At 66.7% G+C, this 13,714-nt stretch carries 6 protein-coding genes, 2 rRNA genes and 1 pseudogene; 8 read left to right on the top strand and 1 reads right to left on the bottom strand.

The window, feature by feature from the left end:
• The first annotated feature begins 25 nt into the window (after positions 1 to 25).
• Positions 26 to 1,876: a dihydroxy-acid dehydratase gene (gene ilvD, locus CCZ36_RS14325; protein ID WP_128817800.1), complete on the top strand. Its 1,851-nt coding sequence runs from the start codon at positions 26 to 28 to the stop codon at positions 1,874 to 1,876.
• 200 nt (positions 1,877 to 2,076) lie between these two features.
• Here ilvD and CCZ36_RS14320 read toward each other — a convergent pair whose 3' ends face one another.
• Entirely contained in the window at positions 2,077 to 4,257 is a 2,181-nt protein-coding gene (locus CCZ36_RS14320; protein ID WP_128819493.1) for a protein kinase domain-containing protein, read from the bottom strand.
• Positions 4,258 to 4,391: 134 nt separating this feature from the next.
• Here CCZ36_RS14320 and CCZ36_RS14315 point away from each other — a divergent pair, with 134 nt between their 5' ends.
• The 7 genes and pseudogenes from CCZ36_RS14315 to CCZ36_RS14280 all read left to right on the top strand — a co-directional run bounded on the left by CCZ36_RS14315 (position 4,392) and on the right by CCZ36_RS14280 (position 13,639).
• On the top strand, positions 4,392 to 4,754 hold the full coding sequence (locus tag CCZ36_RS14315) for an SH3 domain-containing protein (protein ID WP_069740560.1): 363 nt from the start codon (positions 4,392 to 4,394) through the stop codon (positions 4,752 to 4,754).
• 57 nt (positions 4,755 to 4,811) lie between these two features.
• Complete coding sequence (locus CCZ36_RS14310) at positions 4,812 to 5,342, top strand: hypothetical protein (RefSeq protein WP_069740561.1); 531 nt, start codon at positions 4,812 to 4,814, stop codon at positions 5,340 to 5,342.
• A 122-nt stretch (positions 5,343 to 5,464) separates the two neighbouring features.
• Positions 5,465 to 6,263: pseudogene (locus tag CCZ36_RS14305) on the top strand (ABC transporter ATP-binding protein); the annotation flags it as partial.
• A gap of 105 nt (positions 6,264 to 6,368) precedes the next feature.
• The gene (locus CCZ36_RS14300; RefSeq protein ID WP_032766529.1) at positions 6,369 to 7,091 is read left to right on the top strand and encodes an ABC transporter permease; all 723 of its coding nucleotides are present in this window, start codon (positions 6,369 to 6,371) and stop codon (positions 7,089 to 7,091) included.
• A gap of 84 nt (positions 7,092 to 7,175) precedes the next feature.
• Positions 7,176 to 7,985, top strand: coding sequence for a pyrroline-5-carboxylate reductase (gene proC, locus CCZ36_RS14295; RefSeq protein WP_069740563.1), 810 nt, complete (start codon positions 7,176 to 7,178; stop codon positions 7,983 to 7,985).
• A gap of 705 nt (positions 7,986 to 8,690) precedes the next feature.
• Positions 8,691 to 10,218, top strand: a 16S ribosomal RNA gene (locus CCZ36_RS14285).
• Between the two features lie 297 nt (positions 10,219 to 10,515).
• A 23S ribosomal RNA gene (locus CCZ36_RS14280) occupies positions 10,516 to 13,639 on the top strand.
• Together the 16S and 23S rRNA genes form the textbook arrangement of a ribosomal RNA operon.
• Positions 13,640 to 13,714 lie beyond the last annotated feature (75 nt).

Genomic DNA, 13,714 nt, shown 5'->3' with positions numbered 1-13,714 from the left:
CCCCCTGCCGAAGGAGCGAGCGACGATGCCCCAGCTGAGGTCCCGCACGGTCACCCACGGACGCAACATGGCGGGCGCGCGCGCCCTTATGCGCGCGTCGGGCGTAGCGAGCGCGGACATCGGCAAGCCGATCATCGCCGTCGCCAACTCGTTCACCGAGTTCGTCCCCGGCCACACCCACCTCGCCCCGGTCGGCCGGATCGTCTCCGAGGCGATCCAGGCCGCGGGCGCGGTCCCGCGCGAGTTCAACACGATCGCCGTGGACGACGGGATCGCGATGGGCCACGGCGGCATGCTCTACAGCCTGCCCTCCCGCGACCTGATCGCCGACTCCGTGGAGTACATGGTCGAGGCGCACTGCGCGGACGCCCTGATCTGCATCTCCAACTGCGACAAGATCACCCCGGGCATGCTGAACGCCGCGATGCGCCTCAACATCCCGACCGTCTTCGTCTCCGGCGGCCCGATGGAGGCCGGCAAGGCCACCCTCGTCGACGGGACCGTGCGAAAACTCGACCTGGTCAACGCGATCAGCGACGCGGTCGACGAGTCCATCTCCGACGAGGACATCCTCCGCATCGAGGAGAACGCCTGCCCCACCTGCGGCAGCTGTTCCGGCATGTTCACCGCCAACTCGATGAACTGCCTGACCGAGGCCCTCGGCCTCTCCCTCCCCGGCAACGGCTCGGTCCTCGCCACCCACACCGCCCGCAAGGCGCTGTACGAGGAGGCCGGCCGCACGATCGTCGAGATCACCAAGCGCTACTACGAGCAGGACGACGCCACCGTCCTGCCGCGCTCCATCGGCACCCGCGCCGCGTTCGACAACGCGATGGCGCTGGACATCGCCATGGGCGGCTCGACCAACACGATCCTGCACCTGCTGGCCGCCGCCCAGGAGGCCGAGCTGGCCTACGACCTCGAAGACATCAACGAGGTCTCGCGCCGCGTCCCGTGCCTCGCCAAGGTCGCCCCCAACGTCGCCCCCGGCGGCACGTACTACATGGAGGACGTCCACCGCGCCGGCGGCATCCCCGCCCTCCTCGGCGAACTGCACCGCGGCGGCCTGCTCAACGAGGACGTGCACTCGGTGCACTCCGACACCCTCGCCGAGTGGCTGAAGGACTGGGACGTCCGTGGCGGCTCCCCGTCCCCCGAGGCCGTCGAGCTGTGGCACGCCGCCCCCGGCTGCGTCCGCTCCGCGACCGCGTTCTCCCAGTCCGAGCGGTGGGACACCCTCGACCTGGACGCGGCGGGCGGCTGCATCCGCGACGTCGAGCACGCCTACTCCAGGGACGGCGGCCTCGCCGTCCTCAAGGGCAACCTCGCCGAGGACGGCTGTGTCGTGAAGACCGCCGGCGTCGACGAGTCGATCTGGACCTTCGAGGGCCCGGCCGTCGTCTGCGAATCGCAGGACGAGGCCGTCGACAAGATCCTCCGCAAGGAGATCGAGCCGGGCGACGTCGTCGTCATCCGCTACGAGGGCCCGCGCGGCGGCCCCGGCATGCAGGAGATGCTCTACCCCACGTCCTTCCTCAAGGGCCGGGGCCTGGGCAAGGTCTGCGCCCTGGTCACCGACGGCCGCTTCTCCGGCGGTACGTCGGGCCTCTCCATCGGCCACGCCTCGCCCGAGGCGGCCTCCGGCGGCACCATCGCGCTGGTCGAGGACGGCGACCGGATCCGCATCGACATCCCGAACCGCTCGATCGAGCTGCTCGTCGACGACGCCGAACTGGCCACCCGTCGCGAGGCGCTGAACGGGGTGTACGCCCCGAAGAACCGCGACCGCAAGGTCTCGGCCGCGCTGCGCGCCTACGCGGCGATGGCGACGAGCGCGGACCGGGGCGCGGTCCGCGACATCTCGAAGCTCGGCTGACGCTTCCGCCTGGCGCCTCCGGGCACCTTCGGCCCCTCCACCGGCACTTCCGGCGGAGGGGCCGAAGCATTCCACGGCTCCGGGCACCAATATCAAGCCTTGTGCCGATGCTCCCAGCGCATCCGGCCAACCAATTCAAGCCCCTCCGGCGATTGAGGAGCGGGGTCCGGGGCAGAGCCCCGGGAACACTAGCGCGGCCCTCACCAGCCCCCCGGATCCGCCCCGTCCACCGCGAACACCGACCCGTCCGGCGCCGCCCCCACCACCACCCGCCCCGCCACCACCGGCGCGGGCAGGTCCGACGCGTACGTCAGCTTCCCCCCGCTCAGCCGCGCCCGCGTCTGCCCCACCAGCGCCCCCCGCTCCGTGTCGACGGCCAGCAGCCGCCCGTCCGCCGCGGAGAAGTACAGGTGCCCGCCCTCCCCGAGCACCGGGGCGGACGCCCGCCCCACCCCGGTCTCCAGCCGCCACAACTCCGCCCCCGTTCCGCCGCCCGCCCTCGTGTCGACGGCCAGCAGCGACCCGCCCCGCCCCAGCAGGTACGCGACGTCCCCGGCCATCACCACCTGCGGCCCGTCCAGGGTGAAGGGCAGCGCGATCCGGGCGGCGGCACCGGACACGGGGGCGTACCGGACCAGCTCGGCGGTGTCCGAGTTCTCGTCCATCGCCGTCAGCACCAGCTCCCCCGCCCCGGCCGTGGACACCGGCGTCAGCACCCCGTCCAGCCGCCGCTGCCAGGACGCCCGGCCGCTTGCCGCGTCCACCGCCGTGACGAGGGTCGACGCACCCGAGGGCGCGTGCTCGAAGGCGTAGGCGAGCCCGGACCCACCGTCGTACAGCGCGAAGTCGGGCCGTACGTGCCCCGCCAGCGGCTTCTTCCAGCGGGCCGCCCCGCTCGCCCCGTCCAGCGCCGCGACCGTCCCGTCGTCCGCGACGGCCAGCAGGGTGTCGCCCGCCGGGAACGCCGCCCCGGGGCTCGCCGACAGCGAGGTGTCCCGCAGGGCGGACCCCTTCACCGGGTCCAACGCGCGCAGCTTCCCGTCCGGGCCGCCGGCCAGCACGACCGCACCCGAGACGATCGGGGCATGGGCGCCCCCGCCCGAGGAGGACCGGGCCGACCAGACCACCCGCCCGTCCGCCGGATCGATCCTGACCGTTCCGGTCCCGGCCACCGAGCAGTACAGCGCGCCCCCGGCCCCGGCGCCGGCACAGACGGGCGTGGCGCTCCCGGAGGTCCGGAGCTCGGTACGCCACGGAGCGACGGCGTCCCCGCCCTTCGCCCCACCCGCATCGGCGTCCGCCCCCGGCCCGCGAGGGCTCACCTCCGTACCGCCCCCGCCCCCCACCGCGTACGCCCCCGCACCCGCCACAACCAGAAGCACCGCCGCCGCCACGACCGGGCGGGCCCGCGGGAGCCACCGGCGGCGGACCGGCGGCGCGGCCCGCACATGCGTGTCCTCCTCCGAACCGTCCCGCTCCCCGTCCGGCACGGCCGGCACCGCCGCGGCGACCACCGCCCGCCGCCGCTGCGCCGGTACGAACGCCTCGGCCTCGTACGACGGGGGCCCCAGCGCGGCCATCACCTCGTCCGGCGTCGGCCGGTCCGCCGGGTCCTTCGCCAGACACCGGGCGACCAGCGGAGCCAGCTCCTCGGGCACCCCGCCCAGCTCCGGCTGGTCGTGCACCACCTGGTACGCCACGATGTACGGGCTGTCCGAGTCGAACGGCCCCCGGCCCGTCGCCGCGTGGACGATCACGGCCCCCAGCGCGAACACGTCGACCGGCGGCCCCACCTCGCGCGGCCTCTGGAACTGCTCGGGAGCCATGTAGGGCGGTGAGCCGATCAGCTTGCCGGTCTCGGTGCGCAGATCACTGTCGTACGGCCGCGAGATCCCGAAGTCGATGACCTTGGGGCCCCCGTCCGTCAGCAGCACGTTGCTCGGCTTCAGGTCGCGGTGGATCACGCCCGCCCGGTGGATGTCCCGCAGCGCCTCGGCCAGCCCGGCGATCAGCCTGCGGAGCGCGGCGGGAGCCATCGGGCCGTTCCGCTTCACCTGCTCGGCAAGCGTGGGGCCGGGCACGTAGAGGGTGGCCATCCAGGGCCGGTCGGCCTCCGGATCGGCGTCGACGACGGGCGCGGTGAACGCCCCGCTCACCCGCCGCGCGGCCGCCACCTCCTGCCGGAACCGCGCCCTGAACTCGGGATCCGCCGCATACGGCGCGTGTACGACCTTCACCGCGAGCTGCATCCCCGAGGCCGAGCGCGCCAGATGCACGACCCCCATGCCGCCCGAGCCGAGACGGGCTTCGAGTCGGTAGGCGCCGGCGTACTGCGGAAACTCCGCTTCCGGATGCGCTCCGGGCTCTCGCAGCGGCGGCATGGCCCACCCCCGTGTGTTCACGCGCATGCGACGCACGGAGCCTAGTCGATGGTGCGTGCGAGAGGCACGGTGCTTGCTAGCCTGCGCGTCGTACGCCCAGGCGCGTACGGGACATCTCAACGGGGGAGGCCCACATGGGCGTTGAAGAGCACACGCAGGGACCGGTGGCGACCACCGCCACGGACGGGACGGAAGCGGCGACCGCGGACCTCGCGGCGGCGGCGGGGGAGATCGAGACCACGGCGTCCGGCACCCGCTACCCGATCGCCCCGGGATACCGGGTCAACGTCCGCACCGGGCCGGGTACCGCCTACCGCATCGTCAGGACCCTGCCGTACGGACAGAAGATCCCGATCTACTGCCAGAAGCCGGGGGAGCGGGTCACCGGCCCGTACGGCACGTCGAACCTCTGGGACAACATCGCCAACGGTCAGTTCGTCTCGGACGCCTACGTCTACACGGGGCGTGACGGCTACATCGCACCGCGCTGCGACTGACGGCACCACCCGGGGCGACCGCCGGGGGACCGGGGGCGGCGGGGGATAATCGGCCCCGTGAGCGAGAACAGCGCAGCCCCCGGCACCCCGCCCGCCACGGCCCCGGGGCCGCAGCCCGAGCCGATCCGCTTCTTCGGCACGACGTGGGTCGACCACGACGGCGGTTACGGGCTCCGCCGCGCCGGCGTCGCCGTCGGCTCCCTGGCCGCCGCCGTGGCCGCCTGCTTCGTCCTGCGCTTCGCCTACGAGGGGCTGGAGATCGCGGAGGTCGGCGGTTTCGTCGGGGTGCTGGTCATCGCGATGTTCTCGATCTGCAGCGCCATCGCGTTCCGCAAGACCTGGGAGGGGTTCGGCGCCCGCCCCGAGGACCCGTCCCGCGAGGACGCCCTGCGCGGCCTGAAGTCCATCGGCTTCATCGGCTCGCTCCTCGCCTACTTCGTCCGCTCGCTCACCGAGGCCCCGGGCGAGAAGCTGCGCCGCACCGAGTACGAGAGGGCCCGCGCCCAGTTCGAGAAGCGCCGCTCGACCCGCACCGGCAACCCGGCGGCCCGCAAGGCCTCCGGCCGCAAGCGCCCGAAGCGCGGCTGAGGCCCGAAGCCCCGCCCACCGCACGAACGACTCGGCCCGCCGACACCACGTCGGCGGGCCGAGTCGTTTCCGCTGCCCTCTTCCTCTTGACGGACGGCACCGCCGGGCGAAGAATTCATCACATGATGAATTATGAACCCGGGGCGGCACCGGCCACCCCCACCACGCACCCGAGCCCGGACACACTCCCACCACCGACCTCGGCGATCGCCGCCCGCGGCCTCACCGCCGTCCGAGGCACCCGCACCGTCCTGCACGCCCTCGACTTCACCGTCCCCTCCGGCAGCATCACCGGCCTCCTCGGCCCCTCGGGCTGCGGCAAGACCACCCTCATGCGGGCGGTGGCCGGCACCCAGGCCAAGGTCACCGGCGTCCTCGACGTCCTGGGCCACCCCGCCGGAGATCCGGCCCTGCGCCCCCGCATCGGCTACGTCACCCAGGCGCCCTCCGTCTACACCGACCTCACCGTCCGGCAGAACCTCGACTACTTCGCCGCGGTCCTGAACCCGGGCCGCGCCCACCGGGCCGCCCGCCGCGAGGCCGTCGCCCGCGCCATCGACGACGTCGACCTGACCACTCGCGCCGACGCCCTCGCCGGCGCGCTCTCCGGTGGCCAGCGCAGCCGCGTCTCGCTGGCCGTCGCCCTGCTCGGCACCCCGGACCTGCTGGTCCTGGACGAACCGACCGTCGGGCTCGACCCCGTACTCCGCCGGGACCTCTGGGACCTCTTCCACCGCCTGGCCGACCGCGGCACCGCGCTGCTCGTCTCGTCCCACGTCATGGACGAGGCCGAACGCTGCCACCGCCTGCTCCTGATGCGCGACGGCCGGATCCTCGCCGAGGACACCCCCGACGCGCTCAGGCACCGCACCGGCACGGCCACCGTCGAGGAGGCGTTCCTCCACCTGGTCGACGCGGACCGGGCCGACGAGCACCGGACCGGAGACCACACGACAGCGGAGCACCGGACCGCCGAGCACCCCGCCGCCCCGACCGCCGCCCCCCTCACCACCGAAGAGGCCCCCGATGACCGCCACCGCGGGCCGCGTCCTGCGCCAGCTGACCCACGACCCCCGCACGATCGCGCTCCTGGTGATCGTCCCGGTCCTGCTGATCACCCTGCTCCGTTACGTCTTCGACGGCGCCCCCGGCACCTTCGACGCGACCGGAGCCTCCCTCCTCGGCATCTTCCCGCTCATCACGATGTTCCTGGTGACCTCGATCGCCACCCTGCGCGAACGCACCACGGGCACCCTCGAACGCCTCCTCGCCCTCCCGCTCGGCAAGGGCGGCCTGATCGGCGGGTACGCCCTCGCGTTCGGCGCGGTCGCGGTCGTCCAGTCGGCGCTCGCCACGGCCGTCTCCGTCTGGCTGCTGGGCCTGGACGTCGTCGGCTCCCCCTGGCTGCTGCTCCTGGTCGCCCTGCTCGACGCCCTGCTCGGCACCGCGCTCGGCCTGTTCGTCTCCGCGTTCGCCGCGTCCGAGTTCCAGGCGGTCCAGTTCATGCCGGCGGTGATCTTCCCCCAGCTCCTGCTGTGCGGCCTGTTCACCCCGCGCGAGGCGATGCACCCCGTCCTGGAGGCGATCTCGAACGTCCTGCCCATGTCGTACGCCGTCGACGGCATGAACCAGGTCCTCCAGCACCCCGACATCACCGGCGACTTCGTCCGCGACATCGCCGTGGTTGCGGGGAGCGCCCTGCTGGTCCTCTGCCTCGGCGCGATCACCCTCCGCCGCCGTACGCCGTGAACGGCCCGATGCGAGGATGACGGGCAGCAGCAACAGCCCGGCCCACAGCACAGCACGCCCCAGCACCGCCCGGAGGGTGAACGCATGACCCAGACAGTCGCAGTCCTCGGCACCGGCAAGATCGGCGAGGCCCTGCTCAGCGGGATGATCCGGGCGGGCTGGCGACCGGCCGACCTCCTGGTGACCACCCGACGCGGCGACCGGGCCCAGGAACTGCACACGCGGTACGGGGTCGAGTCCGTCACCAACGCGGAGGCGGCCAGACACGCCGACATCCTCATCCTCGCCGTGAAGCCCCAGGACATGGGCAAGCTCCTGGACGAACTCGCCCCGCACGTCACCGCCGACCGACTGGTCATCAGCGCGGCAGCCGGCATCACCACCGCGTTCATCGAGGACCGGCTCACCCCGGACACCCCGGTCGTCCGCGTCATGCCCAACACCCCGGTCCTCGTCGACGAGGGCATGTCCGTCATCTCCGCCGGCAGCCACGCCACCGGCGCGCACCTCGCCACCGCCGAGGAGATCTTCGGCGGCGTCGGCAAGACCCTGCGCGTACCGGAGTCCCAGCAGGACGCGGCCACCGCCCTCTCCGGCTCCGGCCCCGCCTACTTCTACTTCCTGGTCGAGGCCATGACCGACGCCGGCATCCTGCTCGGCCTGCCCCGCGCCCAGGCCCACGACCTCATCGTCCAGGCCGCCATCGGCGCCGCCGTCATGCTCCGGGACAGCGGCGAACACCCGGTCAAGCTCCGGGAAGCCGTGACCAGCCCGGCAGGCACGACGATCAGCGCGATCCGCGAGCTGGAGAACCACGGGGTGCGGGCGGCCCTCATCGCCGCCCTGGAGGCAGCACGCGACCGCAGCCGCGAACTGGCCTCCGGCAACGGCTGACCCCTGGCTCCCGCCGGGGGTTGACACGCCTCCGGCGGGTACGTAGTGTGCTCCGAGTTGTCCGACGTGAGCGCCGACCCCGGTCGGTCCCCGGACAGCCATTCCGCAGTAACCACGAGAAGACACGCGACATCACGTCGTATGCCTTTTCGTGCGCCTACGCGAAATGAGGAATCCGCGTTCGAGAGAACGCCCCCGATTAGCGTCGGGGCCCAGGACTCCGCTAAAGTCTCACTCGTCGGAACGGCCCAACAGCCGGGAGGACAAGCCCCGCTGACTGGGAATCAGGCCCGAAAGGATCTGATAGAGTCGGACTCGCCGGAAAGGGAAAACGCGAAAGCGAAGAACCTGGAAAGCGAAACTGCATGGCCCGCTTCGACCGGGAATCGGACACGAAAGAGTCTGATAGAGTCGGAAACGCAAGACAGCGGGACAAAGAAGTAAATGAAGGGAAGCGCCCGGAGGGCCCCGGTGATACGGGACCGAAGGAAGCGTCCGTTCCTTGAGAACTCAACAGCGTGCCAAAAGTCAACGCCAGATATGTTGATACCCCGGCCTGCTTCGGCAGGTTGGTGGTTCCTTTGAAAGTCCTACGGTCGCCATGTGCGGCGGTAGGCAATACACAGCGAGGACGCTGTGAACAACGGGTCTTATTCCGACCGGTTGTTCCGCTCTCGTGTGTGTGCACCCGATTACGGGTAAACATTCACGGAGAGTTTGATCCTGGCTCAGGACGAACGCTGGCGGCGTGCTTAACACATGCAAGTCGAACGATGAAGCCGCTTCGGTGGCGGATTAGTGGCGAACGGGTGAGTAACACGTGGGCAATCTGCCCTTCACTCTGGGACAAGCCCTGGAAACGGGGTCTAATACCGGATAACACTCTGTCCCGCATGGGACGGGGTTGAAAGCTCCGGCGGTGAAGGATGAGCCCGCGGCCTATCAGCTTGTTGGTGGGGTAATGGCCTACCAAGGCGACGACGGGTAGCCGGCCTGAGAGGGCGACCGGCCACACTGGGACTGAGACACGGCCCAGACTCCTACGGGAGGCAGCAGTGGGGAATATTGCACAATGGGCGAAAGCCTGATGCAGCGACGCCGCGTGAGGGATGACGGCCTTCGGGTTGTAAACCTCTTTCAGCAGGGAAGAAGCGAAAGTGACGGTACCTGCAGAAGAAGCGCCGGCTAACTACGTGCCAGCAGCCGCGGTAATACGTAGGGCGCAAGCGTTGTCCGGAATTATTGGGCGTAAAGAGCTCGTAGGCGGCTTGTCACGTCGGATGTGAAAGCCCGGGGCTTAACCCCGGGTCTGCATTCGATACGGGCTAGCTAGAGTGTGGTAGGGGAGATCGGAATTCCTGGTGTAGCGGTGAAATGCGCAGATATCAGGAGGAACACCGGTGGCGAAGGCGGATCTCTGGGCCATTACTGACGCTGAGGAGCGAAAGCGTGGGGAGCGAACAGGATTAGATACCCTGGTAGTCCACGCCGTAAACGTTGGGAACTAGGTGTTGGCGACATTCCACGTCGTCGGTGCCGCAGCTAACGCATTAAGTTCCCCGCCTGGGGAGTACGGCCGCAAGGCTAAAACTCAAAGGAATTGACGGGGGCCCGCACAAGCAGCGGAGCATGTGGCTTAATTCGACGCAACGCGAAGAACCTTACCAAGGCTTGACATATACCGGAAAGCATCAGAGATGGTGCCCCCCTTGTGGTCGGTATACAGGTGGTGCATGGCTGTCGTCAGCTCGTGTCGTGAGATGTTGGGTTAAGTCCCGCAACGAGCGCAACCCTTGTTCTGTGTTGCCAGCATGCCCTTCGGGGTGATGGGGACTCACAGGAGACTGCCGGGGTCAACTCGGAGGAAGGTGGGGACGACGTCAAGTCATCATGCCCCTTATGTCTTGGGCTGCACACGTGCTACAATGGCCGGTACAATGAGCTGCGATGCCGCGAGGCGGAGCGAATCTCAAAAAGCCGGTCTCAGTTCGGATTGGGGTCTGCAACTCGACCCCATGAAGTCGGAGTTGCTAGTAATCGCAGATCAGCATTGCTGCGGTGAATACGTTCCCGGGCCTTGTACACACCGCCCGTCACGTCACGAAAGTCGGTAACACCCGAAGCCGGTGGCCCAACCCCTTGTGGGAGGGAGCTGTCGAAGGTGGGACTGGCGATTGGGACGAAGTCGTAACAAGGTAGCCGTACCGGAAGGTGCGGCTGGATCACCTCCTTTCTAAGGAGCATCTAGACCCTTTCGGGGGTCCAGAGCCACTACGTCGGCAAATGTTCGACGGTGGTCAGCTCATGGGTGGAACGTTGACTATTCGGCACGACAGGTTCATTACTGCTAGTACTGCTTCGGCGTGGAACGTGGTGAGGGATCGGTTGTGTCGGGCACGTTGTTGGGTGTCTGAGGGTGCGGCCGTAAGGTTGTTCCTTCTGATCCGGTCCCAGTGAACTCACCTTTGCGGGTGGGGTGATGGGTGGCTGGTCGTTGTTTGAGAACTGCACAGTGGACGCGAGCATCTGTGGCCAAGTTTTTAAGGGCGCACGGTGGATGCCTTGGCACCAGGAACCGATGAAGGACGTGGGAGGCCACGATAGTCCCCGGGGAGCTGTCAACCAAGCTTTGATCCGGGGGTTTCCGAATGGGGAAACCCGGCAGTCGTCATGGGCTGTCACCCGCTGCTGAACACATAGGCAGTGTGGAGGGAACGAGGGGAAGTGAAACATCTCAGTACCCTCAGGAAGAGAAAACAACCGTGATTCCGGGAGTAGTGGCGAGCGAAACTGGATGAGGCCAAACCGTATGCGTGTGATACCCGGCAGGGGTTGCGCATGCGGGGTTGTGGGATCTCTCTTTCACGGTCTGCCGGCTGTGAGACGAGTCAGAAACCGTTGATGTAGGCGAAGGACATGCGAAAGGTCCGGCGTAGAGGGTAAGACCCCCGTAGCTGAAACATCAGCGGCTTGTTTGAGAGACACCCAAGTAGCACGGGGCCCGAGAAATCCCGTGTGAATCTGGCGGGACCACCCGCTAAGCCTAAATATTCCCTGGTGACCGATAGCGGATAGTACCGTGAGGGAATGGTGAAAAGTACCGCGGGAGCGGAGTGAAATAGTACCTGAAACCGTGTGCCTACAAGCCGTGGGAGCGTCGCGCATCGAGCTTGCTCGGTGCGTCGTGACTGCGTGCCTTTTGAAGAATGAGCCTGCGAGTTAGCGGTGTGTAGCGAGGTTAACCCGTGTGGGGAAGCCGTAGCGAAAGCGAGTCCGAACAGGGCGTTTGAGTTGCACGCTCTAGACCCGAAGCGGAGTGATCTAGCCATGGGCAGGTTGAAGCGGAGGTAAGACTTCGTGGAGGACCGAACCCACCAGGGTTGAAAACCTGGGGGATGACCTGTGGTTAGGGGTGAAAGGCCAATCAAACTCCGTGATAGCTGGTTCTCCCCGAAATGCATTTAGGTGCAGCGTCGTGTGTTTCTTGCCGGAGGTAGAGCACTGGATAGGCGATGGGCCCTACCGGGTTACTGACCTTAGCCAAACTCCGAATGCCGGTAAGTGAGAGCGCGGCAGTGAGACTGTGGGGGATAAGCTCCATGGTCGAGAGGGAAACAGCCCAGAGCATCGACTAAGGCCCCTAAGCGTACGCTAAGTGGGAAAGGATGTGGAGTCGCAGAGACAACCAGGAGGTTGGCTTAGAAGCAGCCACCCTTGAAAGAGTGCGTAATAGCTCACTGGTCAAGTGATTCCGCGCCGACAATGTAGCGGGGCTCAAGCGTACCGCCGAAGTCGTGTCATTCATACACATAGGGCCAACGCCTGTATGGATGGGTAGGGGAGCGTCGTGTGCCGGGTGAAGCAGCCGCGGAAGCGAGTTGTGGACGGTTCACGAGTGAGAATGCAGGCATGAGTAGCGATACACACGTGAGAAACGTGTGCGCCGATTGACTAAGGGTTCCTGGGTCAAGCTGATCTGCCCAGGGTAAGTCGGGACCTAAGGCGAGGCCGACAGGCGTAGTCGATGGACAACCGGTTGATATTCCGGTACCCGCTTTGAAACGCCCAGTACTGAATCAGGCGATGCTAAGTCCGTGAAGCCGGCCCGATCTCTTCGGAGTTGAGGGTAGTGGTGGAGCCGATGAACCAGACTTGTAGTAGGTAAGCGATGGGGTGACGCAGGAAGGTAGTCCAGCCCGGGCGGTGGTTGTCCCGGGGTAAGGGTGTAGGACGCACGGTAGGCAAATCCGTCGTGCATAAGTCTGAGACCTGATGCCGAGCCGATTGTGGTGAAGTGGATGATCCTATGCTGTCGAGAAAAGCCTCTAGCGAGTTTCATGGCGGCCCGTACCCTAAACCGACTCAGGTGGTCAGGTAGAGAATACCGAGGCGTTCGGGTGAACTATGGTTAAGGAACTCGGCAAAATGCCCCCGTAACTTCGGGAGAAGGGGGGCCATCACTGGTGATCCGATTTACTCGGTGAGCTGGGGGTGGCCGCAGAGACCAGCGAGAAGCGACTGTTTACTAAAAACACAGGTCCGTGCGAAGCCGTAAGGCGATGTATACGGACTGACGCCTGCCCGGTGCTGGAACGTTAAGGGGACCGGTTAGCTGCTCTTCGGGGTGGCGAAGCTGAGAACTTAAGCGCCAGTAAACGGCGGTGGTAACTATAACCATCCTAAGGTAGCGAAATTCCTTGTCGGGTAAGTTCCGACCTGCACGAATGGCGTAACGACTTCTCGACTGTCTCAACCATAGGCCCGGTGAAATTGCACTACGAGTAAAGATGCTCGTTTCGCGCAGCAGGACGGAAAGACCCCGGGACCTTTACTATAGTTTGATATTGGTGTTCGGTTCGGCTTGTGTAGGATAGGTGGGAGACTGTGAAGCGGCCACGCCAGTGGTTGTGGAGTCGTCGTTGAAATACCACTCTGGTCGTGCTGGATGTCTAACCTGGGTCCGTGATCCGGATCAGGGACAGTGTCTGATGGGTAGTTTAACTGGGGCGGTTGCCTCCTAAAGAGTAACGGAGGCGCCCAAAGGTTCCCTCAGCCTGGTTGGTAATCAGGTGTTGAGTGTAAGTGCACAAGGGAGCTTGACTGTGAGACCGACGGGTCGAGCAGGGACGAAAGTCGGGACTAGTGATCCGGCAGTGGCTTGTGGAAGCGCTGTCGCTCAACGGATAAAAGGTACCCCGGGGATAACAGGCTGATCTTCCCCAAGAGTCCATATCGACGGGATGGTTTGGCACCTCGATGTCGGCTCGTCGCATCCTGGGGCTGGAGTCGGTCCCAAGGGTTGGGCTGTTCGCCCATTAAAGCGGTACGCGAGCTGGGTTTAGAACGTCGTGAGACAGTTCGGTCCCTATCCGCTGTGCGCGTAGGAATATTGAGAAGGGCTGTCCCTAGTACGAGAGGACCGGGACGGACGAACCTCTGGTGTGCCAGTTGTCCTGCCAAGGGCATGGCTGGTTGGCTACGTTCGGAAAGGATAACCGCTGAAAGCATCTAAGCGGGAAGCCTGCTTCGAGATGAGTATTCCCACCCTCTTGAGGGGTTAAGGCTCCCAGTAGACGACTGGGTTGATAGGCCAGATGTGGAAGCCCGGTAACGGGTGGAGCTGACTGGTACTAATAGGCCGAGGGCTTGTCCTCAGTTGCTCGCGTCCACTGTGTTAGTTCTGAAATAACGAACAGCTGTGTTGTTGCCCGGTGTTCATAGTTTCATAG

Origin of the sequence: Streptomyces sp. S063, from assembly GCF_002832675.1 — a bacterium.
Taxonomy (GTDB): Bacteria; Actinomycetota; Actinomycetes; order Streptomycetales; family Streptomycetaceae; genus Streptomyces; species Streptomyces sindenensis.
Note: the sequence above shows the minus strand (reverse complement) of the source record. Positions and strands in the feature narration are given on the sequence as shown.

Coding starts and splice junctions, on each gene's coding strand:
- ilvD (WP_128817800.1), top strand. CDS start 26: ATGCCCCAGCTGAGGTCCCGCACGGTCACCCACGGACGCAACATGGCG.
- CCZ36_RS14320 (WP_128819493.1), bottom strand. CDS start 4,257: ATGCCGCCGCTGCGAGAGCCCGGAGCGCATCCGGAAGCGGAGTTTCCG.
- CCZ36_RS14315 (WP_069740560.1), top strand. CDS start 4,392: ATGGGCGTTGAAGAGCACACGCAGGGACCGGTGGCGACCACCGCCACG.
- CCZ36_RS14300 (WP_032766529.1), top strand. CDS start 6,369: ATGACCGCCACCGCGGGCCGCGTCCTGCGCCAGCTGACCCACGACCCC.
- proC (WP_069740563.1), top strand. CDS start 7,176: ATGACCCAGACAGTCGCAGTCCTCGGCACCGGCAAGATCGGCGAGGCC.